Below are 21,462 nucleotides of genomic sequence, written 5' to 3'. Positions count from 1 at the left end.
CCGGCTGGTGGCCCGCTTCGACCTCGACGTCACCCGGCCTGAATGGGCGCTGGGCTACCGCTTCGACATCGTCCTGCGCGGCCGTGAGGCGACCCCGATGGAGGATGGCCATCATGACTGACGCGACGCCGGAACTCGCACCCTCCGAGGCGACACCCGCCACCGCCCACCAGACTGCCGGCCCCTACTGGCACCTGATCGACTTCCCGGAATGGGCGGATACCACGCGCCACTTCGCCGACTGCCTGCCCGAGGGCGCCGAGCGCATCACCCTGACCGGGACAATCAGGGACGGCACCGGCGCGCTGGTGACGGATGCCATGGTGGAGATCTGGCACGCCGATCCCTCCGGCTGCTACCCCGACCAGAAGGGTGATCCCACGGCCTTCCAGGGCTATGGCCGCAGCCGGACCGACAAGGAGGGGCGCTTCCGCTTCGTCACACTGAAGCCCGGGCCGGTGCCGGTCGGACCCCATGCCGGCGGCAATGCCCTGCAGGCCCCGCATGTCGCGCTGGCCGTCTTCGCCCGAGGCCTGCTCCAGCACCTCTCGACCCGGCTCTATTTCGAAGGCGAGCCGCTGAACGCCACCGACCCCGTGCTCAAGGCCGTGCCCGAGGCCCGGCGCAGCACCATGATCGCCAGGCCCGCCGGAAACAGCACCTGGAACCTCGACCTCCGCCTCCAGGGCGAAGCCGAAACCGTCTGGATGGCGGTCTGACTTCCGTTGCAGTGTTCAGGTCACGCAAGGCTGGTCCAGTAGGTTCCTTCGTGGAGAACTCCTGGGAAGCGCGCGTTGATCTCTGCCAGTGTTGCCGCCGGGTCCAGATCACCGAACAATTCGGGCCTGATCCAGCGCGCCATGGCCTCGAACGCGACAATGTTCACGGCAGCGCCGTTGAACGGGTTCCACAGCCCGTGGACGCGCCGGGCACGAACCGCTGGCAAGAGCCGGAATTCCGGGGCGGCCAGCACTGCTTCCAGGCTGGTGCGTGCCTGAGCAGGTGTCGCGCCAGCCCCGACCTGAATGCCTTGAGAATCATCGGGCAGGTAAATGCCCGTTCCGATGAAGACTTCGGCGCCGGACATGAGCACACGCTCCGCCGCGACCGTGCCGCCGCGCGGTGTTGGCAGCCAGGCCTCGGCTACATTGCGGGCGCCAAGCATTGCCAAGAACATTCCATCACCAGCTGCCGGCCCCGGGGACCAGCAACACGGCCACCGGCCGGGAAAGGCGCTGAAGAACACTCGCGGGCCTGGCTGCCCGCTCTCCGCGATCCGCTTCACGATGCGTTCGCGCCGGGCCTCATAGAAGCCGGTATAGGCCTCGGCCCGCTCCTCCTCGCCCAGCGCGGCGCCAAGCAGCCGGATCGTTGGTACTGTATTGCGCACCGGCTGTTCGAAGATGTCGATATAGATCACCGGGACGCCGCGCTGTTCGAGCACCGAGGCAGTCCGCTTCATTTCATCGGACCGTGCCTGCCAGGCACTCAGGATCACCAGGTCCGGCCGGAGTGAAAGCGCCCGCTCGGCCCCGAAGCCCTGCCCCACCGCGCTGGTCAGCTCGGGTACGCGATCCAGCGCCGGAAAGGCTCGGCGATAAGCGGCGTCGCCGAGCGGATCCACGCGCCTGCGGTCTCCGCCGATGCCCACCAGGATCGAGGCCGGGTCGGGGTGGACCAGTGCCAGGTTGACGAGCTGGAACCCCTCTCCGAGCAGGACCGCGCGAGGTTTGGCGGGGATGGTAACCGTCCGACCGAGCAGGTCCGTCACCTGCCGAGGCCATGCTGGCTGGGCGGCCAGGCGTGCCGGGGGCAGCAGCAACGGGACGCCCGGAAGGCATGCAAGAGCGGCCCGGCGCGACAGGGACAGCATCTTCTCAGTGCTCCTTCCCCGAAGACGGGTCCCGCTACCAACGATACGAGATGCTGCCCAGCACATTCAGCCGGTTGCCGTAGAAGCAACCCGTATCGCCGGAGCAGCGGCTGACATAACGCGTGTCCGCCAGGTTGCTGCCATGGACCGCGAGCTGCAGTCCGTTCATGCGGGGCGAGAGCTTGGAAAGATCGTAGCGCAGCGTCGCGTCGAACAGTGTCGTCGATGGTACGACATTGCCGCCTGAGTTGGCCGTGGTCGTATTGCCGAGATAACGCACGCCGGCGCCAAGTGTCAGGCCAGAGAGAGGGCCGGTGGCGTCCACAAAGCTGTACTCAGCATAGAGACCCGCATTGTTGCGCGCCACGCCGGCCGGGCGGTTGCCGATCTCGGCCGCCGTGTTGCTCTTGGTGATCTCGGGGTCGAGATAGGTGTAGGAGCCAACAAGGGTCACGCCATGGCCCAGCTCCGCGACCGCCTCCAGCTCCAGGCCGCGCACGCGGATCTCGCCGACCGAGACCTGCTGGATGACATTCAGCGGGTCCGGCGTCAGTGTGTTCTGCTGTGTCAGGTGAAAGGCACTGAGCTGCATGAAGCTCCGCGTGCCGTTCGGCTGGAACTTCAGCCCGATCTCGTATTGCTCGCCCTCCAGTGGATCCCAGGAACGGCCGAGGCTGTCGGTGCCGATCTGCGGCTGGAAGGAGCGCGCATAGGAGGCGTAGGGCGCTAAGCCGTTGTCGAAAAGATAGAGGGCGCCGGCGCGCCAGGTGAAGGCGCTGTCGTTCTGATAGCGCCGCACGCCGGCATCGCGGTCGTCCACGTCGGAGAAGGCCCAGTCCTGCCGGATCCCGCCGAGCAGCACCAGACGATCGAAGCGGATCTGATCCTGCAGGTAGAGGCCATATTGCGAGTTCACCTGCCGCACATTGTCATACGGCGTGGTGAGTGCCGGCACGGGGCTGCCGTAGACGGGGCTGAAGACATCCAGCCCTGGCGCGAGGGCGAAGAACTGCGCATTGCGGTAGTTCACCTGGCTGAAATCAAAGCCGCCCAGCACCGTATGGGAGAGGGGGCCCGTGGTGAAGTCGGCGCGGAGCTGGTTGTCTACCTGGAGGGTGCCGACATCGATGTCCGCCCGATAAGCGTAGCGGTTCAGCATCCGCTGGTCCGCCTGCAGCCCGCCACCATAGACCTGGTTCCAGGCGATGTCGGTGTGGCCGTAGCGCAGGTTCTGCTGGAATGAGAACACGTTGTTGAAGCGATGGCTGAACTCGTAGCCGATGCCGTACTGGGTACGGTCGAAGCGGTCGAAATCGGTTTCGCCGGTGAAGAGGCTGCGGCTGATACGGCCGAAGGGCGTCGCCTTTACCGTGCCCTCATAGGGCAGGAACTGGTTCCCCGAGGTCCGATCCTGCTGGTAGTAGCCGAGCACGGTCAGCGAGGTATTGGAGTCGGGCCGCCATGTAAGGGCCGGAGCGACGAAGGCGCGGTCGTCATGCACCTCCTCCACCGTCGTCTGGCTCGCCCGCCCCAGGGCAGTAAGGCTGTAGGACCAGACGCCGTCCGCGGTCAGTGGCCCGCTGGTGAAGCCCTGCGCCTGCACCCGCCCGTAGCTGCCTGCGGTCAGTCGCACCTCGCCTGTGGGCGTCTCGGTCGGGCGGCGCTGCACCATGTTCACCAGGCCGCCCGGCGCGATCTGCCCATAGAGCACGGAGGTCGGGCCGCGCAGGATTTCGTAGCGCTCCAACCCGTAGGTTTCGAAGGCGCTGCCCGCATAGCCGGTGTTGTAGCGTAGGCCGTTCAGGAACAGGCCATTGTCCTGAGCGTTGAAGCCACGGAGCTGGAACCAGTCGGTCCGGCTGTCCGTCCCGTAATTCTCACCTCGGACTCCTGCGGTGTAGCGAAGCGCCTCGCCGAGGGTCTGGGCCTGACGCGCGTCTATCTGGTCGCGCGGGACGACGGAGATGCTTTGCGGATTCTCGATCAGCGGTGTGTCGGTCTTGGCTCCGGTGATTTCCTGCCGGGCGACGAAGCCGCGGATCGGATCCAGCGCGCGCTCGGCATTGCCCGTTACGGCCACCTCCGGCACGGCGACGGAATCGCTCGCGTCCTGGGCCATGGCGGCCGGAGTGAGGGCGGTCGCTGCCATAAGCCAGGCGAACAGGGCCGGGGGATGAAGGCGTGGTGGACGGCTCATGCGAATCTCTCGCAACAAATTCCAGGAGCCTCTCGCATGATTGCGACTGATTCGCAATATTGGTTTTGGGCGCCGCCGCTCGATTGTGGTTTTACTGCCTCAGCGCGTGGAGTGGACGGAAACACCAGGGAATACTCGCGCCCCCAGTTGTGCCGGTTCTCCCCCTTCAACGACCAATGCCCCCGCGCAGCGGGCGGCGCCAGGGGCCAGGGAGGGACCGCGTTGATCGGAGATTGAAGCCCTCCAACGGGACGGGTCGAGGAAGTGCCTTAGAGCGCGTTCCGTGATCATGCTGACATGGTTGCGTAGCGATTGTGCGGGAGCGAACAGCACCAAACGATGGATCCGGTCGCAAACACCGCACGCCCCGGGCTGCAGAAGAAAATGCCATGCCGGTCCGACACAGCAGTTCTTGTCGCCCGTCGGTCCCCGGTGGGTGATGTAGAACTGCTCCGGAGCCGGCAGTGCGCCGGGGCTGGTGCATTCTGCCGTAGCAAGCGTAACGAGATCGGGCGGTGAGCCCTGAGTTGGATCAACGCGGTCCACCTGCAGCCCCGCCGAGCCGCAGGCCGAAATGCCGATCGGCACGCGCTCCTTCACCTGCTCGAAGACAAAGGACTCGCGGGGGGCGCCCCGCCCAACTGCGCCGTCCGGTCCGTGAGGGGGTTTCCGCCGTCAGCGGGCCATGCTGCAATCGCTGGTGTGTCCGGAACCGTGGCTCCAGCCTGCCTTGATCGGTTGTTGTGCCAGCACCGCCCAGGTTCACATCCGGTCATCGTCTCCGGCAGCTGCACCGCGGGCGAAACCGTGGTGCAGGAAGCGCTGACCAGTCCCATCCCTGTTCTCCAGGAGTGCTCATGCCTCGCCTCCATCTCGATCCGGCTCAGGTGCTGCCATCCGACTGGCAGCAGGCTTGCCTCGTTGGCCGCGTCTGGCGGCCCGAGGTGAATGGTCCCTCGGTCGTGACCCTGCGTGGCGAGGAAGTGGTCGACGTCACCGCCGAATGCCTGACTGTCAGCGACCTTTGCGAGCGGGATGATCCCGCGGCCGCGCTGGCCCGCATGCAGGGGGAGCGGATCGCCTCTGTTGGAGAGATCCTGGCCAATACGCCGCCCGACGGTCGCGACCCCCGCAGGCCATGGCTACTGGCACCGGTGGACCTCCAGCCGATCAAGGCGGCCGGGGTAACGTTCGTCACCTCGATGCTCGAGCGTGTGATCGAGGAGCGGGCCAGGGGTCATGCGGAGGCCGCGGCCGCTATTCGGGCTGAGGTCGTTCGCTTGGTCGGCGACAACCTCTCCCGGCTCAAGCCGGGATCGCCCGAGGCGATGCGGCTGAAGGAAGTGCTCATCGAACAGGGCGCCTGGAGCCAGTATCTCGAGGTCGGCATCGGGCCGGACGCAGAAATCTTCACCAAGGCTCTGCCTATGTCGGCGGTCGGCACCGGGATGGATGCGGGGCTGCACCCCAAATCATCCTGGAACAATCCGGAGCCGGAAGTGGCGCTGGCGATCTCCTCCGCTGGCCGGATCGTCGGCGCGATGCTCGGGAATGACGTGAACCTGCGTGACATTGAGGGCCGCTCCGCGCTGCTGCTCGGAAAGGCGAAGGACAACAACGCGGCCTGCGTGCTCGGCCCCTTTCTGCGCCTGTTCGATGCCGGCTTCACGCTCGACGACGTCAGGCAGACGACCGTCACCCTCGTCGTGGAGGGAGATGACGGCTTCCGGATGGAGGGGTCCTCCTCGATCGCGCAGATCAGCCGGGATCCCGAGGATCTGGTGGAGCAGTTGATCGGCCCGCATCACCAGTATCCCGACGGTGCAGTGCTGTTGCTCGGGACGATGTTCGCGCCGGTGGCCGATCGTGGTGCGCCGGGCATGGGCTTCACCCATGCGATGGATGACATCGTCACCATCGCCGCGCCGAAGCTCGGCGCCTTGGTCAACCGCATGCGCTCCACCGATGCCTGCGAACCCTGGAGCTTCGGTGCCTCGCATCTGATGCGATCGCTGATGCAAAGGGGGCTGCTGCAGCCCGGCGGCTCTGCCGGGGCGTAACTGCTTGGTGGAGGGTGGCGGCGTCCACCCTGTTGCACGGAGGCCCTCCCCTGTTGTTTGCGGCTGGCCGCCCTTCCTGCCTGTATCGGGGCACCCGACGCTGGTGTATGGCCTGATCAGCAAGCGCCAGCAGCTATGGGGAACGATGAAGCTGGAGTCCGCACGACAGGTGACGAACAGGATCATGCCCCTCCTTGCCGGACCCTTCGGCATCAAGCCGGGCAGGAGGGTTTGAGATGCCGGGCAGTATCCCTCACCTGGCCGGCGCTACGTTGGCGGCTGTCCAGGATCCCTTGAGCGATCCCCTGGCGCTGTCCCCGCCGCCCGTTCTGTCGGAAGAGGGGCTGCACGAGCTTCTGGCCCGCGCCTATGGCCTGACGGGTAATCTGGTGCCTCTGGGTGGCGAGCGGGACCGCAACTACCGACTGATGCCACCGGATGGCACGCCGCTGCTGGTCAAGGTCGCCCATCCCGACGAGAACCCGGCCATCACCGATTTCCAGAATGCAGCTCTGCTGCACCTGGAGACCGCTGATCCGGACTTGCCGGTGCCGCGCATCATCCGCGCCCTGGATGGCGCCATCGCCGTACCGCACCCGGCTGTGGATGGACGGGCCTGTCTTCTCCGCCTCCTCACCTTCCTGCCCGGCCAGCCGCTGGCGGCCGCCGGGGCACCCGGGCCGGGGCTGGCGCGGGATCTTGGGGTCCTCACCGCGCGGATGAACCGTGCTTTGGCGAACTTCGCGCATCCGGCTGACGGCCGCCGCCTGCTGTGGGATCTGCGGGAGGCACCCGCCCTGCGGGTCCTCCTGCCTGATATCGCCGACCCGGCACTCCGGGCTCTGGTCGTGGCAGCGCTGGAGCGTTTCGAGGCCGATGCCGCGCCCGCTCTGGCCGTCTTGCCCGGCCAAGTCATCCATAATGATCTGAATCTGCACAATGCGCTGGCCGGCCCGGACGATCCCGCCTGCCTGGCAGGCCTGATCGACTTCGGTGATATCCTGCGCGCCCCGCGGCTTCAGGAAGTAGCGACGGCCTGCGCCTATCTCCTCCGTCCCGGGGAGGCGGCGCCGCTCGCCAGTCCCGCGGCCTTCCTGGCGGGGTATCGCACCATCCTGCCCCTGCCGGAGGAGCAGGCCGCGCTCCTGCCCATCCTGATCGCCACACGCATGGCGATGACGGTGCTGATTACGCATTGGCGCGCCGCGCGCCAACCGGAGAACGCGCCCTATATCCTGCGCAACATGCCCGGCGCCCGCGCCGGGCTGGAATGGCTGGCGCACCACGCGCCCCGCACCCTGCCGCCGCATGAGGAATGACCGCCATGCCTGACGCGACCCCCAAGGGCATGGCGATGATCAACGCCTTCGACCCGAACCGTGCAACCGGCCTCAGCCTACGTGAGAAGGCGATGGTGGAGCGCCGCCAGCGCCTGCTCGGCCCGGCCTACCGGCTGTTCTACGAACATCCCGTGCATCTCGTACGCGGCGAGGGCGCCTGGCTGTTTGATTCGGACGGCAATCGCTATCTCGACTGCTACAACAACGTCGCGTCGCTCGGCCACGCGCATCCGCGCGTGGTGGAGGCCATCGCGCGGCAGGCGGCGCAGATCAACACCCACACGCGCTACCTGCACGACACCGTGCTGGATTATGCCGAGGCGCTGCTCGCGACGTTTCCGACCTCCTTGGGGCATGTGATGTTCACCTGCACGGGATCGGAGGCGAATGACCTCGCGCTGCGCATTGCGCGGGCCCATACGGGCGGGGAAGGAATCGTCGTCACCAGCCTCGCCTATCACGGAGTGACCTCCGCGCTGGCGGAGCTGTCGCCTTCGCTGGGCGAAGGCGTGCCGCTCGGGCGGCATGTGGCGACCGTGCCGCCGCCGGATGCCTATCGCGGCGGGGCGGATATGCCCGCGCGCTTCGCGGCAGATGTCGCGCGCGCCTTCGCCGATCTACACCGCCACGGCATCCGGCCCTGCGCCCTGCTCGTGGATACGATGTTCACCTCAGACGGGGTCTTCCCTGATCCGGCCGGCTTCCTGGCCCAGGCGGCGGAGGCAGCGCGCGCGGCGGGCGCCTTGTTCATCGCCGATGAGGTACAGCCCGGCTTCGGCCGCACTGGGTCCATGTGGGGCTTCGAGCGGCACGGTGTGGAGCCCGATATCGTCACCATGGGCAAGCCCATGGGCAACGGGCACCCCGTGGCGGGGCTGGCCATCCGGCCCGATTTGCTGGCCCGCTTCGGCGGCACCGCGCGTTATTTCAACACCTTCGGGGGCAACCCCGTTTCGGCAGCCGCTGGTCTTGCCGTGCTGGAGGTGTTGCGCGAGGAAAGCCTGCCCGCCAATGCGGCTGCGGTGGGCGCCCATCTCTCCGCCGGGCTTTCAGCGCTGGCGGCGCGCCATGAGTTGATTGGGGATGTCCGTGGTGCGGGGCTGTCGATTGGCGTCGAACTGGTGCGCGACCGAGTGACGAAGGAACCGGCGACGGTGGAAACCACGCGCATTGTCAACGCGCTGCGTGAGCGACGCGTGCTGATCAGTGCCTCCGGACCCGGCGCGAACATTCTGAAGATCAGGCCGCCGCTGTGCCTGTCGCGCGAGCAGGCTGATCTGTTTGTCGCTGCGCTCGATGAGGTACTGGGTCGGGATCCGGGGAACGCTGTCCCCGCGTGACGTCTCAGCCCGAGCTGCGCCGGCTATTCGTCGAACTGCGCCAGCTTGCGCAGAAGATTCAGGAACTGCTTCCGCTCTGCTGCGCTCAGGGGGGCCAGGAAGCGCTCCTGGGTGCGCGCGACGGCGGGGCCCATGTCCTGCAGCATCTTCTGGCCGCTGGCAGAGAGGAAGAGGACCCGGCCACGCCGGTCCTCCTCATTGACCTTGCGCAGGATAAGCCCGCGGCGCTCTAACCGGGCAAGGACGTCGCCAGTTGTCGAGCGGTCGAGGTCCACCAACTCCGCAACGGTGTTCTGGTCCACCCCGGGGTGATGGGCCAGGGCCACCATGATCACATGCTGGGGCCCCGTAACACCGAACTCGCGGCTCTCCTCGGCAAAGATGCTTGTGGAGCGCTGCTGGACGCGGCGCATGAGATGGCCGGGCTTGTCGCGGAGAAGAAGGACGTCCTCGCTCCGGAACTCGGTATCGGGCTCCTGGTCTGTTGGCCCGCTTTTTGGGGCGCGGCGCGGACGAGCGGCTTTGAGCAAAGAGGCGTCCTCAATCAAGCAGTCCCGGGTGAGCCTCTCATTGCCGCCGGACCCGGCACTCCGCAACGGGTGGGCCTTCCCCGAAGATTCACTTGGGTACCGATTATCGCTGGACAATATGCGCAATGCTTACTAATTTGGTGGGCAAGGCGGGAGCGGGGACAAATGATCCTCTCCGCATCCTGTCCATGAAAAGAGAACGGGGAAACATCCAAGTGAGACACAGCCGATCTCTGCAGCTCTGACCGGCGGCCGCTAGCCGTTGCCGGCCTTGCCCGATTGAGGGCAGGGCATCCCGCTTCAAGACATTCTCCAGGACGCGCTTCGGGCTGCCATGGGAACGCTTCGGCGTGCCGCAGGGCAGGGCAACCTCCTTTGCGCGGACGCATGGCAGCTCCAGGAAGGTCCAAGAGTTCATGCCGAGCCATTCGGAAACAACCCTGTCAATCTGCGGAACCGAGACGAAGGTCCTGCGAGGCGGCGAAGGACCGCCGTTGGTTTTCCTCTCCGGTGCCGGCAGCAGCGGGGAGTGGCAGCCCTTCATGAATCAGCTGGCCACGCACTTCGACCTTATCGCGCCGCGCCATCCGGGTTTCGGCGGTACGGAGATGCCGGGCTGGCTCGATAACATTCACGACATGGCCTATTTCTACCTCGACCTTCTCTCCGAGCTGGACCTGACGGGTGTGCATCTGGTCGGCCTGTCCCTGGGTGGATGGATCGCGGCGGAGATGGCAGTGCGCAATACCAGCCGTCTGGCTTCCCTGACCCTGGTGGATGCGGCCGGCATCTACGTGAAGGGTGTGCCTGTCGTGGACACCTTCCGCAGCAGCGACGAGCAGCGCGTCCGCGACATGTTCCATGACCAGACACTGGCCGAGCAAGTCATCGCCCGCACGCTGCTGCCCGAGCGTGAGGACCTCATGCTACGGGAGCGGCAGACTGCTGCGAAGCTGATGTGGCAGCCCCGCTCCTACGACCCGCATCTGGCAAAGTGGCTGCACCGGATCGACGTGCCGACGCTGGTGCTGTGGGGAGAGAACGACAAGCTGTTTCCCCGCGAATACGCGTCCGAGTACCAGAGGCTGATACCGGGGTCCAAGGCCGTGGTCCTGCCGGATTGCGGCCATCTTCCAAATCTCGAAAAGGCGGACGAGTTCGTCGGTCAGCTCACGCGCTTTATCGCGGAACAGGAGACCAGCCGGTGAAGATCTTTAACTTTCACCTGATGCCCTATGCTGATGTCGATCTGGACGCGATCGACCGGCACGGATCGGCCTGGGTCGATTTCTCGAACAGCCATTATGACCCGAAGAAGGGAGCGGAGCTCTACAACCGCTACCTCGACGAAATGGAATATGCCGACCAGCTCGGCTTTGACGGCGTGGTGCTGAACGAGCATCACCAGACCGCCTACGGGCTGATGCCGACGCCGGGGGTGCTGGCGGGCGCACTGTCGCGGAGCGTCAAGCGCGCCAAGATTGCCATTCTCGGCCGCGCCCTTCCGCTGCTGAACAACCCGCTGCAGGTGGCGGAAGAATTCGCCATCCTGGATAATGTTACGCGCGGTCGCTTCATCGCGGGCTTCGTGCGCGGGATCGGCGCGGAATACCACGCGATGGGCATCAACCCCGCGGATTCGCAGGAGCGCTTTGCGGAGGCGCACGATCTAATCATCCGCGCCTGGACCCAACCAGGCCCCTTCGAGTATGTGGGCAAACACTACGACTTCCGCTACGTGAACCCCTGGCCGACGCCGTACCAGAAGCCGCATCCGCCGATCTGGATTCCGTCCCAGGGTTCGGGCAGCACCATCCGCTGGGCGGCGGCGATGCGCTACACTTATTGCCAGACGCTGTCGCCGATCGCCATGGTGGCGAAGTTCTTCCAGATGTATCGGGACGAGGCGGAGAAGGCCGGCTACCAGGCGAGCCCGGACCAATTGGCCTGGTCCAACACGATCTACATCGCGGAGACCGACGAGAAGGCAATCCGGGAGGCGAAGCCGCATCTCGAGGCGCTGGTGAACCGCCTGCTGTTGATGTCGCCGCAGACGTTGCTGCCGCCGGGCTACACCAATGTCGAATCGATGAAGGCGATCCGGGCGAAGCGGTCGCTCAGCCGGACGCAGACTATCGACGACCTGATGAAGGCCGGGGTGGTCATTGTGGGCAGCCCGAACACGGTGCGCGAGAAGCTGGCGGAGTATCAGGACCTCGCGGGTTTCAACACCATCCTGACCAAGACCCAGTTCGGGACGATGCCGGCCGAAATGACGCGGAACAACATGGCGGCGATTGCGGAGGAGGTGCTGCCGCATTTCCGCGACCGCCTGCCCCAGCCGCGCTCCGTGGCCAGCGCAGCGGCCGAGTAGCAGGCCATCAGGGATCCGGGGCAAAGATGACGCGCCCCGGATCACCCAACTGTTTCGGAAGGTTGTGCAACGGCTGACCGCGCGACAAGAATAGCAGTCGAAGGCTTGCAGCTCCGATGGGGGCATGACGAGTTCGAGGGAAACATGACCAGGATACCGGCAGCGTCCATCGGGCGCCGACAGGCGACGCAGATGATCGGGGCCACGGCGCTCGGGCTCACCGCGGGACGGGCAGGGGCACAGGATCTGTCCGGGCGCCCTGTCACGATCGTCGTGCAGTACGCCCCGGGTGGGTCGACCGACATCGCGGCCCGGATTCTCGCGCAGTTCCTTGCGCCCGAGCTTGGTCAGCCTGTCCTAGTGGAAAACCGGCCGGGCGGGGCCGGCAATGTCGGTTTCGATGCCGTCGTCCGCTCTAAACCCGATGGAAGCACCTTGCTGGTGACGAATCTCGGCCCGATCACTGTCAGCCCGCATACGATGAGCACGCTTTCCATCGATCCCATCACGCAGCTGATGCCGGTGGCGATGGTGAACCGCACGCCCATGATGGCGTCCGTGCATCCGGATGTTCCGTCCGGCTCCCTGCAGGAATTCGTCGCCTATGTGCGTAGCAAGCGGGAACCACTGCCTTTCGGAACCAGCGGGCAGGGGGCCATTGGGCATGTCGCCATGATGCTTGTGTGCCAGCGTCTCGGCATCACGCTGGAGCATGTGCCCTATCGCGGCATCGCGCCGGCACTTCAGGACGTGATCGCGGGGCGACTAACGGCGGCCGTGGACTCGCTGGTCAGCATGCAGGGGCTGGTCCGCGAGGGCCGGCTGCGGGGCCTGTTCGTGACTGGCGCCGAGCGATCCAGCCAGTTGCCCGAGGTGAAGACCCTGGCGGAGAGTGGTTTGCCCGACCTTGTCTTCTATGGGTGGAACGGTCTCTTCGCCCCGGTGGGCACCCCCGCATCCGTCATCACGCGGCTGGAGGACGCGGTAGCCCGCGCCCTGCGCAATCCGCAATTGCGGGAGCGCTTCAGCGGCCTCGGCACCGAGCCGGGTAGTGGATCGAGCGAGCAGTTTGCGGAAACGGTGCGCGCCGAGCACAAGCGCTGGGGCGAGGTGGTGCGCAGCGCCGGCATCCGCGTCGAGTAGTTCGGCCGGGCAGAGAAAGCGGAGGGCCCGCCAGCGGCAGGGCGCGAAACCCTGCCGTCGGAAGGGCTGTCACAGGCCGGCCCGTGCCTTGAGGGCCGCCGCCCTCTGCTGCACGGCCTCGGCCGCCTTCGCGACATCGGCATGCACCAGCTTGCCGTCCCGCTTCAGCACGCGGCCGTCCACCAGAACGGTCTCCACCGCCGCGGCGCCGCACTGGTTCAGCACCGCCGCAACCGGATCGTGGACCGGCGCGGTGCCCACCGTATTGGCGCGCAGCAGCACGATATCGGCCCGCTTACCGGGGGTCAGGCTGCCTGCCACATCGCCCAGACCCGCGGCCTTGGCGCCGCCCAGCGTGGCCCAGTGCAGCGCCTGCCGGGTGGTAAAGGCCACCGAGGGCAGTGGTGTTCCGCTGCGCTGCGCCTCGGCATTGGCTAGGCCGCGCGCGGCGGCGAGGGCAATGCGCGCCTGCACCAGCACATCGCCTCCCACGCCGGCCGAGATGTCGCTGCCGATCGCCGCCACGCCCCCGGCGCGCGTCATTCGCGCCGCACAAGGGAAGCCGTGGCCCATCTGCATCTCGACTTCCGGCGTGGAGACGGTGCTACCCCCGGCATCGGCCACCATCTTGTACTCGTCCTCGTCCAGGTCATTGGCGTGGGCGAGCGAAACCTGGGGCGTGAGCAGGCCACGGGCATGCATGGTGGCGATGCCGCGCTTCACCCGCTGGGCATAGACCGGCGCGCCGGCATGGAATTGCACGAGCAGGTCGAATTCCCGGGCCAGCCTGATATCGCTCGCCACCTCGTCCATGGTCGAGAAGTCCGGGCCGCGGATCGCCAGGGCCAGCCTTACCCGGCCGGGCGAGGCCAGGCGACCGGCGCGCAGGCGGCGCATGTCCTCCGCCACCGCCTCGGGGCTATTGGCGCTGCGCACGCTGCCAGCGCCAGAGCCCGCCAGGCCATAGGCGAAGACAGCACGGATTCCCGCTGCCTCGAAGGCGTCCAGCGCCGCATCGGCATGGTCGGGGCTGGTGGTCTCACGGCTCCAGTCGAGAACGGTCGTTACACCGGCATCGAGAAGCTCCAGCGAACCCCCGTAATCCGCGGCTCGCAGGTCATCCGGCGAGAGGCGGGAGGAGAGCTTCGCCACCACAGTCCCGAAATACTGCGCGAGCGTCTGGTCCGCCGACATGCCGCGCTGCAACGCCTGGCCGAGATGGATATGCGCGTTGACCAGGCCGGGAATGGCGATGCGTCCGGTGCCGTCGATCTGCTGCGCGCCCTCCGGCACCGGCAGGTCGCGCCCGATAGCGGCGATGGCGCCGTTCTGCACCAGCAGATCGCCCCGGGGCAGGTCGGGCACCGAGGGATCCATCGTAACGATGGCAGCGCCGCGGATCAGCAGCGGACGGGCCGGATCGAAAGTGTCAGGGCTGCGGGGCGCGGCGGGCGTGCCCTGTGCCAGGGTCGGAAGCGGGGCGGCAGCCAGGGACAGGCCGGTAAGGAGGGCGCGACGGGGCGCGTCAGGCATCGGCATGGATGTTTCCTCGCCCCGCTTCTTCTGTGACCGGCGCCGGGCGGGGGGCTTCGCCACGGCAGCCTTGCCAGAGCAGGTGGGCCCGCCCGGCAGGGCGGGCCGCGACGATCAATCGGCGTATTCGCCAGCGGCGGTCAGGATGGGCCGCCAGCGGGCGATCTCGGCTTCCAGAAAGGCACGATGCGCAGCGGGCGTGGCACGTTCCGGCGGCTCGGGCGTGGTCGCCAGCTGGGCGAAGCGGCTGACCACCGCCGGATCAGCCAACGCTGCGCGCAGCGACTGAGCCAGTCGCTCGGTCACCGGGGCTGGTGTGCCATGTGGCACGTAGAAGCCGTGCCAGATCGTGACCTGAAGCTGCGGCAGCCCACCCTCGGCCGTGGTGGGCAGGTGCGGCAGCGCGGCCAGGCGCTGCGCCGTGGTGGTGGCGAAAGCCTTCACCCGGTTGTCCTGGATATAGGGCATGGCATTGGTCGTCTGGTCGCAGGTGAGGTCGATACGCCCAGCCATCATCTCCGTCATGACGGGCGCGGTGCCCCGGAAGGCGATGGGCGTCATGGGCGTCTGTAGGATGGAGCGCAGCAGCGTGGCGCAGAGCTGGCTGGCCGAGCCGAGGCCAGCATGGGCGATGTTCACCTCGGCATTCGGGCGGCGCAGCCAGGCCAGCAGCTCCGGCAGATCCTTGGCGGGCAGGTCCGGGCGGCCGAGTAGGACCATCGGCACCGGGGTGATCAGCCCGACCGTGTCCAGCTGCGTCAGCGCGTCATAGGGCGGGCGCCGGTAAAGGGATGGCGCGGTGGCCACGCCGATATTGCCCAGGAGCAGGGTGTAGCCATCCGGCCGGGCCTGCACGACGCGCTGCGCGCCCAGCGTGCCGCCGGCCCCGGTGACATTCTCCGCCACGACAGCCACGCCCAGGTCGCGCCCCATCGCTTCGGCAAGCTGGCGCGCGACGACATCGGTGGGGCCGCCGGCGGCGAAGGGCACAACGATGGTGACGGATCGCTCGGGGAAGCGCGGCTGCGCTCCGGCGGAAGAGAGATGAAAGTTCGCCAGCAACAGGCCGGCCAGGAAAAGGATTGGACGTTTCATTTTTTTACCCTCCCAGTGAACGCGTTGTGCGCGATGCTCCTATCCCGGGGCGGCGGGCCTGAGCGGCATGGCCAGCAGCACGGCCGCCGGCCGGTTGCTCCGGTTTTCCAGCTTGCGTCCCTCACCGGGCGCGATGCGGCAGGAATCGAGAGGATGCAGGAGCGCCTCCTCCTGCCCTCCGTTCTGCTCGGCGATGATCGTCAGCTCACCTTCCACCACAACGTAGTGCTTCTCGATGGGAGAGGCGTCGAGCGTGGTGTGCCCGCCCGGCAGAAGCCAGGAGAGGCCGAGCCAGAGCGTGTCCGACGGCCCGGCCTCGCGGCCCTGCAAGCGGAACATCCGCATGTCGAAATGCCCGGGCGCCTCATAGGGGCGCGCCTCGCCGAAGCGCGTGATGTTCATCGGCCGGGTTCCATCAGCACGCGCTGCGGCGCGCCGCCGAGGACGATGCGATAAGCCTCCTCGGCACGATCGAGCGGGAAGATGTATTCTTCCTCGATTTCGTAGGGCGTAACCGCGCCGGACTCGAAGCGGGGACGCAGCGCTTCCAGTACCGCGCCGGTCTCGGCCGCGCTCAACGCCAAGGTATCGACGCCGACATAACGGTGCCGGCCGCGATAGAAGGCAAAGATGTCGAAGGGCACCGCGCGGTCGATGGTGGCGATGAAGATCTGCGTGGCGCCATGGCCCATCGCGGCATTGCCGGCGGCGAACCAGGGCGAGCCGACGCAGTTGAAGACCAAGTCGGCGCCATGCCCGCCCGTTGTCTCAAGCACCGCCTGCGCCACGTCGGTGGAGGCGCTGTCGAACACGGCCTCCGCGCCGCGGACGGCCGCGGCCGCTTCCGGGCGGCGCACGCCGGCGAAGACGCGCGCACCCGCCGCGGCCGCGATGCGGCAGGCCGCTTGGCCGACACGGCCATTGGCGCCCAGGACCAGTACGACCTGGCCCGCCTGAACGCCGCCCGCCTCGCGCAATCCGACCTCGGCGGTGACGAAGGGCACGCCGATGGCGGCGGCCTCGCGCATTGAGAGATTGCTGGGCTTGCGGAACACCGCCTCGGGCGGCAAGGCGAGGTAGCGGGCGTGGCTGCCGTCGCGGCTGATGCCGATATCGCCGCCCGAGCCCCAAACCTCCACGCCGATCAGTTCCGTGGGGCCTTCCACCACGGTGCCCGCGAAGTCGCGGCCCGGCGTGCGTGGAAAGACTGCCTTGGGCATGGCGCCCAGCAGTGCCTTCACATCGGAGGGGTTCACGCCGGCGGCGGCCACCTCCACCAGGCACCAGCCTGGCGGCAGGTCCGGCCGGTAATTGGCAAGTTCCAGGCCAAGAGATTGTGGGCCGGCGGCCTTGGTGGCAACGCGCAGCGCGGGGCTCGTGCCCGTCTCCGTGTGGAGGGCGGCGGACATGGCGGGACCTTTCAGGACAGGCCGATGATTTCGCGTGCGCGGGCGGGGCCCACGACACGCGGGCCGAGATGCTCGACAATGCGCCGGGCCTTTGCGACCATGGCGGCATTGGAGGGGGCAAGGACACCGCGCTCGATCATCACGGCATCCTCCAGCCCGACCCGCGCATGGCCTCCGGCCAGGACGGATTGCGCGACCATCGGGAAGGCGGAGCGGCCGATGCCGATGGCGGTGAACTCCGCCTTCTCCGGAAGCAGCCCGCGGGCGTAGAGCACAGTTTCGGGCGAGGGCTGGAAACCGTATTTCACGCCCATCACGAAGGAACAGAGCACCGGATCGCCAAGCGAGCCGTCCTTGAGCATGTCGTTCATGAGGGCGATGTCGCCGGAGTCGAACAGCTCGATTTCCGGCACGGCGCCCGCCTCGCGGATGGCCGTGGCCATCAGCCGGACATTGCGCGGCGTATTGATCACGACCTCCCGCCCTGAATTCATGGTGTTCAGGTCCAGCGTCGCGATATCCGGTTGAAGCGCCGTGATATGGGCCGTGCGGATGGCGGGCGTGGTCAGGGTGGTGCCCGGCCCCGCGATCTTCGGGTCTTCCTCCGAAGGCACGAAGCGGCCACCGGGGCCGGTGGTGAGATTGATGATCAGGTCGCGGTTCTTCGCGCGGATGCGCTCCACCACATCACGGTAATATTCCAGCTCCATACTGGGGCGACCCGTTGCGGGGTCGCGCACATGGAGATGCACCACCGCGGCACCTTCCTCCGCGGCGGCCAGGGAGGCATTGGCGATCTCCTCCGGCGTGACCGGCAATTCCGGGTGCTGTTCGCGGGTCGTCAGGTTGCCCGTGACAGCGCATGTGATGAAAACCTCGTCGCGCATCGCTTTCACAGGGCGCGTCCTCCATCCACGAGAATGATTGAACCGGTCGAGTAGGTGAGCAGCGTGGCGCAGGCGAGCACCGCCTCAGCCACATCCTCGGGCAGTGCCACGCGCTTGAGCGGGATGGACGGCGCGATCTTCGCATTGGCCTCCGGTCCGCGGCCCGGCACGAATCCTGTCTCCACCACGCCCGGCGAGACGGACATCACGCGGATCTTTGGCGCCAGCGCGCGGGCCAGCGACTTGGTCATGCTGTCCGTCGCTGCCTTCACCGCACCATAGGCGAGATTGGAACCGGTGCCATTCAGCCCGGCGAGGGAAGAAATATTGACCACGAGCCCTTCCGACTCCTCCAGCAGCGGCCGGAAGGCACGCACGGCGGCAAAGGGACCGCGCCAGTTCACCGCCCACATTCGGTCAAGGAATTCGTCATCCAGCGCGTCCAGGTCGTGATGCGGGATGGCCTTGGTGAAGCCGGCGCTGTTAACCAGGATGTCGCAGCGGCCGCGTGTCTCTCGAACCCGGGCAGCAAGGGCGACGAGCGAATTGCTGTCCTCCACGCTGGCGGCCAGGGCCTGGTGCCCCGTGCCCGGCAACTCGGCAATGAGTGCGCGCGCCTCCGCTTCCCGCCCGCGATAGGTGACGATGATGGTGGCGCCGGATTGGGCGAGGAGCCGCGCCGTGGCAGTGCCGATGCCGCCGGATCCGCCGAGGATGACGGCGGTACTTCCCTGAAGATTTTTCATGCGATCGGCGGCACTGGCAGGCGCGCCTCCCCGGGTTCGAGGTGGAAGGTGTAATCGAGGGTCCACCACTCGCCATCCGAGCCGTCCGGCGCCGTCCCCTCGCCGCGCCGGTAGCCGCCGACGAGGGCGCGCGTGACCCCGAACACCACATCCGTCTCCAGATGCGGATCGTCATCGGTGAAGACCTGGGTGATGAGGGTCTTGTAGCCCTCCTTGAGGATCAGAAAGTGTAGATGGGCCGGGCGGTAGGGGTGCCGAAGCTGCGCGCGCAGCAGGTCGCCGGTCGGGCCATGGGTCGGCACGGGATAGCCGGCCGGCTTCACGCTGATGAAGTGAAAGCGTCCCTCGGCATCGGTGGTGAACTGGCCGCGGAGATTCATCTCGGCCTGGTTGGGATCCTGATTCTCGTAGAAGCCTTCGGGCGAGGAGTGCCAGACATCGACCCGTGCATTGGCGACCGGCTTCCCGCCTGCCAGCACCTGGCAGCTGGCAAAGAGGCGCGGGCCCGGCGTGGCGGAACGGACAATGCTGGCCCCATCCGCGCATTTTGGTGAGTTGTCCCGCCAGAACGGACCCAGTAGCGCCGCGGCCGTTTCCGAGGCGCCGCCATCCCCGTTGTTGAGCAGGCAGACAAGGGTGGAGATCCCGAGCGCGTCCGAGATCAGAACCCCTTCGTTATGCGTCGGGGAATTGGCCTGCCCAATCCGGCCCAGAAATTCGACCCCGTATTCCCACTCCGCCTCGGTGGGCCGCACCTCCCGCACGAAGGCGTGCAGGTGGCGGACCAGGGCCGAGGTCACCTCCCGCAGGCGTGGGTTCGGGGTAGCTGCCATGGCTTCAAGCACGGCGGGCGTCACATCGGCTTGGCCATTGATGATCATGGCGTGTCCTCCTGGCGGCGCTCGGGGAAAGTGGGCCGGGCTTCGCCAACAATCGTTTGCACAATCGTTTGTAAAGGGGAGTCGGCGCGGCTGGCAACTGCTATATGCCTGGGATGCCGAACCTTCCCTCCACCGGGTTGAAGCATGTTGCCGCTGAAGCCGGGGTTCATCCCTCCACCGCCTCACGCGCCTTGAACCCGAACACCCGGCACCTCGTGGCGCCAGTGGTGGTGGAGCGCGTGCGGGAGGCTGCGGCGCGTCTGGGCTATCGCCCCGACGCGGCGGCGGCCTCCCTGCGCAGTGGCCGTTCCCGGCTGATTGGCGCCCTGGTGCCGGGAATCGCGAATCCGGTCTTCGCCCCCATTCTGGCGGGCGCGGCTGCCGTGCTGGCGGATGCCAGCTATGCGCTGCTGCTCGCCGATCCAGGCGACGATCCGGACCGGGCCGCGAACTTCGTGGCGGAACTGGCTGCGCGCCGCGTGGATGGCATGCTGATCGCAACCGCGGCGCGGGAGGGTGACCCGGCCCTGGCCGCCTGTGCTGCCCGAGGACTGCCGGCGGTGCTTCTCAACCGCTCCAGTGGTGATGCGCCCGCCGTGGTGTCGGATGACCGTATCGGCATGGGCCTGACGGTGCGGCACCTGATCAGCCTGGGACACAGGCGGATTGGCCATATCGCGGGGCCGGCAGCCCTTTCCACCGGCCTGTTGCGGACCAAAGGCTTCACGGCCGCGATGCGCGAGGCAGGGCAGGAGGTAAATTCCGCCGATATAGAGGCCGCCACCGCCTATTCACGCGCCGAGGGGGCGATGGCGACGGAACGCCTGCTCGCGCGGTGTCCGGATCTGACGGCGCTCGCCTGCGCGAATGACCTTCTGGCGCTGGGGGCCTATGACGCCTGCCGGGCGCTCGGGCGCCGCATCCCGGACGACATCTCCGTCACCGGGCATAACGACATGCCGCTGGTGGACATGATCGACCCGCCGCTCACGACGGTGCGCATCGCGCATTCGGAAATGGGACGGCAAGGCGCGCAGCTCCTGCTCGCGATGCTGGCAGGGCGTATCTCCGTGCCGGGGGTGGTCCTGACGCCCGAACTCGTCCTGCGCGCATCGACCGCGCGTCCTGCCGCCGCCTGAAGATGGTGAGATGCGGGAGGCAGGATCACGCCGCCGGGACGAGCCGGCGGTTCGAGCATGGCTTTCCAGCCCCGGGCCAAGCCCCAGGATGGCAGCCCCTCTCCTACAACCTGCCCTTCGCCGTGCCCAAATAACCCCTTCGCCAAAGACCATTGTGGTCAGAAACATGCTGCGGACAGACGGATCAATGCCTCGTGCGCCTTTCAGGCGGCCCTTGCCTGAGGCGCCGGATTGGAGGAACGCTCCCCCCAGCCCCGTTGTTTGGGCCGGAGGTATGGGCATGGCATGGCGTATGAGGGCGGTCCTGGCCCTGGCTCTGCCTCTCATTCTGTCCGCCCATCCCGGCCTCGCCGCGCCGCGGGAGCGCGCGGTGGGTTCCATCATCGAGATCGCTCCGTCAAGCCGTCCGGCACCCAGGTCATCGGTCGACCATTCCGGGAAGGCACGCCGGCTTGAGGCCGCCGTGCTGAATGCCGATCCATCCGGCGCGCCGGCGACCGCGGTCAGTACGGTGTTCCCGCCGGGCACGACGGCCAAGGTGCAGAATGTGCAGAATGGACGCGCCACCCTGGTTCAGATTCGGGGCGCCAGCGCAGGCGAGGACACCCGGCCGCTTGCGATCACGCCGTCGGTCGCCCGTGCCCTGGGCGTCAGCGGGAATCATGCCCAGATTTTAGTCATGCCCCTGGCGGTGCCGCAGCCGGATGGGACGATCCGGCTGGGCGAAGGCACCGGCCTGGCGGGACGGACCGCGGCTCCCGCGCTCAGCGATCGCCCGCAGGATTAAGCTGAATGCCATATGGCCTGGCAGATGTATCTGCCAGACGCCACCGGCCCTTGAGGGCCGCGATCAACCATCGCGGTCGGCTGCACCTCCTTTGATGGATGGAGTAAATCGGAGGAAGAGCAGGGCGG

Annotated in this window: 19 protein-coding genes; 9 read left to right on the top strand and 10 right to left on the bottom strand. The window is 67.3% G+C overall.

Features of this window, described 5'->3' with window-relative positions; all coding sequences use genetic code 11:
- Positions 1-113: 113 nt before the first annotated feature.
- Positions 114-719, top strand: coding sequence for a protocatechuate 3,4-dioxygenase subunit alpha (pcaG, locus tag ACO1BU_RS08695; protein WP_424135522.1), 606 nt, complete (start codon positions 114-116; stop codon positions 717-719).
- Positions 720-739: 20 nt separating this feature from the next.
- On the opposite strand, the gene ACO1BU_RS08690 is transcribed toward pcaG, so the two are convergent.
- Together ACO1BU_RS08690 and ACO1BU_RS08685 are read right to left on the bottom strand one after the other, a co-directional pair.
- A complete protein-coding gene (locus ACO1BU_RS08690) occupies positions 740-1,873 on the bottom strand; it encodes an ABC transporter substrate-binding protein (RefSeq protein WP_424135521.1) in 1,134 nt (377 codons plus the stop codon).
- Between the two features lie 34 nt (positions 1,874-1,907).
- Positions 1,908-4,070 carry a TonB-dependent siderophore receptor gene (locus ACO1BU_RS08685; RefSeq protein ID WP_424135520.1) on the bottom strand — a complete coding sequence of 721 codons (2,163 nt, stop codon included), beginning with the start codon at positions 4,068-4,070 and terminating at the stop codon, positions 1,908-1,910.
- A gap of 857 nt (positions 4,071-4,927) precedes the next feature.
- Here ACO1BU_RS08685 and ACO1BU_RS08680 point away from each other — a divergent pair.
- From ACO1BU_RS08680 to ACO1BU_RS08670, 3 genes are all read left to right on the top strand, one after another.
- A complete protein-coding gene (locus ACO1BU_RS08680; protein ID WP_424135519.1) occupies positions 4,928-6,130 on the top strand; it encodes a fumarylacetoacetate hydrolase family protein in 1,203 nt (400 codons plus the stop codon).
- Between the two features lie 293 nt (positions 6,131-6,423).
- Positions 6,424-7,449 (top strand): phosphotransferase, encoded by a 1,026-nt coding sequence (locus tag ACO1BU_RS08675; protein ID WP_424135518.1) that lies wholly within the window; start codon positions 6,424-6,426, stop codon positions 7,447-7,449.
- 35 nt (positions 7,450-7,484) lie between these two features.
- Positions 7,485-8,810: an aspartate aminotransferase family protein gene (locus ACO1BU_RS08670; protein ID WP_424135532.1), complete on the top strand. Its 1,326-nt coding sequence runs from the start codon at positions 7,485-7,487 to the stop codon at positions 8,808-8,810.
- A gap of 23 nt (positions 8,811-8,833) precedes the next feature.
- Here the strand turns inward: ACO1BU_RS08670 and ACO1BU_RS08665 are convergent, their stop codons facing one another.
- A complete protein-coding gene (locus ACO1BU_RS08665) occupies positions 8,834-9,340 on the bottom strand; it encodes a MarR family winged helix-turn-helix transcriptional regulator (RefSeq protein ID WP_424135517.1) in 507 nt (168 codons plus the stop codon).
- Between the two features lie 416 nt (positions 9,341-9,756).
- Between ACO1BU_RS08665 and ACO1BU_RS08660 the strand changes: the two genes are divergently transcribed.
- The 3 genes from ACO1BU_RS08660 to ACO1BU_RS08650 all read left to right on the top strand — a co-directional run bounded on the left by ACO1BU_RS08660 (position 9,757) and on the right by ACO1BU_RS08650 (position 12,857).
- Positions 9,757-10,548, top strand: a complete 792-nt coding sequence (locus ACO1BU_RS08660) for an alpha/beta fold hydrolase (RefSeq protein WP_424135516.1) — start codon at positions 9,757-9,759, stop codon at positions 10,546-10,548.
- A complete protein-coding gene (locus ACO1BU_RS08655; RefSeq protein ID WP_424135515.1) occupies positions 10,545-11,714 on the top strand; it encodes an LLM class flavin-dependent oxidoreductase in 1,170 nt (389 codons plus the stop codon). The genes ACO1BU_RS08660 and ACO1BU_RS08655 overlap by 4 nt, the downstream gene beginning before the upstream one ends.
- Positions 11,715-11,858: 144 nt before the next feature.
- Complete coding sequence (locus ACO1BU_RS08650) at positions 11,859-12,857, top strand: Bug family tripartite tricarboxylate transporter substrate binding protein (protein ID WP_424135514.1); 999 nt, start codon at positions 11,859-11,861, stop codon at positions 12,855-12,857.
- A 69-nt stretch (positions 12,858-12,926) separates the two neighbouring features.
- On the opposite strand, the gene ACO1BU_RS08645 is transcribed toward ACO1BU_RS08650, so the two are convergent.
- The 7 genes from ACO1BU_RS08645 to ACO1BU_RS08615 all read right to left on the bottom strand — a co-directional run bounded on the left by ACO1BU_RS08645 (position 12,927) and on the right by ACO1BU_RS08615 (position 19,408).
- Positions 12,927-14,396: an amidohydrolase family protein gene (locus ACO1BU_RS08645; RefSeq protein WP_424135513.1), complete on the bottom strand. Its 1,470-nt coding sequence runs from the start codon at positions 14,394-14,396 to the stop codon at positions 12,927-12,929.
- A gap of 108 nt (positions 14,397-14,504) precedes the next feature.
- Positions 14,505-15,485 (bottom strand): tripartite tricarboxylate transporter substrate-binding protein, encoded by a 981-nt coding sequence (locus tag ACO1BU_RS08640; protein ID WP_424135512.1) that lies wholly within the window; start codon positions 15,483-15,485, stop codon positions 14,505-14,507.
- 39 nt (positions 15,486-15,524) lie between these two features.
- Positions 15,525-15,887, bottom strand: a complete 363-nt coding sequence (locus tag ACO1BU_RS08635; protein WP_424135511.1) for a cupin domain-containing protein — start codon at positions 15,885-15,887, stop codon at positions 15,525-15,527.
- Positions 15,884-16,894, bottom strand: a complete 1,011-nt coding sequence (locus tag ACO1BU_RS08630) for a quinone oxidoreductase family protein (protein WP_424135510.1) — start codon at positions 16,892-16,894, stop codon at positions 15,884-15,886. Before ACO1BU_RS08630 ends, ACO1BU_RS08635 begins: the two co-directional genes overlap by 4 nt.
- Positions 16,895-16,905: 11 nt before the next feature.
- Positions 16,906-17,781: a beta-keto acid cleavage family enzyme gene (locus ACO1BU_RS08625; RefSeq protein WP_424135509.1), complete on the bottom strand. Its 876-nt coding sequence runs from the start codon at positions 17,779-17,781 to the stop codon at positions 16,906-16,908.
- A 5-nt stretch (positions 17,782-17,786) separates the two neighbouring features.
- Positions 17,787-18,527, bottom strand: coding sequence for an SDR family NAD(P)-dependent oxidoreductase (locus tag ACO1BU_RS08620; protein ID WP_424135508.1), 741 nt, complete (start codon positions 18,525-18,527; stop codon positions 17,787-17,789).
- Positions 18,524-19,408 (bottom strand): dioxygenase family protein, encoded by an 885-nt coding sequence (locus ACO1BU_RS08615; protein ID WP_424135507.1) that lies wholly within the window; start codon positions 19,406-19,408, stop codon positions 18,524-18,526. Before ACO1BU_RS08615 ends, ACO1BU_RS08620 begins: the two co-directional genes overlap by 4 nt.
- A 104-nt stretch (positions 19,409-19,512) precedes the next feature.
- On the opposite strand from ACO1BU_RS08615, the gene ACO1BU_RS08610 reads away from it, so the two are divergent.
- Entirely contained in the window at positions 19,513-20,547 is a 1,035-nt protein-coding gene (locus ACO1BU_RS08610; protein ID WP_424135506.1) for a LacI family DNA-binding transcriptional regulator, read from the top strand.
- 280 nt (positions 20,548-20,827) lie between these two features.
- Positions 20,828-21,334: a hypothetical protein gene (locus tag ACO1BU_RS08605; protein ID WP_424135505.1), complete on the top strand. Its 507-nt coding sequence runs from the start codon at positions 20,828-20,830 to the stop codon at positions 21,332-21,334.
- Positions 21,335-21,462 lie beyond the last annotated feature (128 nt).

The sequence above is a fragment of the Roseomonas chloroacetimidivorans genome, assembly GCF_049629625.1.
Classification (GTDB): Bacteria; Pseudomonadota; Alphaproteobacteria; order Acetobacterales; family Acetobacteraceae; genus Roseomonas; species Roseomonas chloroacetimidivorans.
Note: the sequence above shows the minus strand (reverse complement) of the source record. Positions and strands in the feature narration are given on the sequence as shown.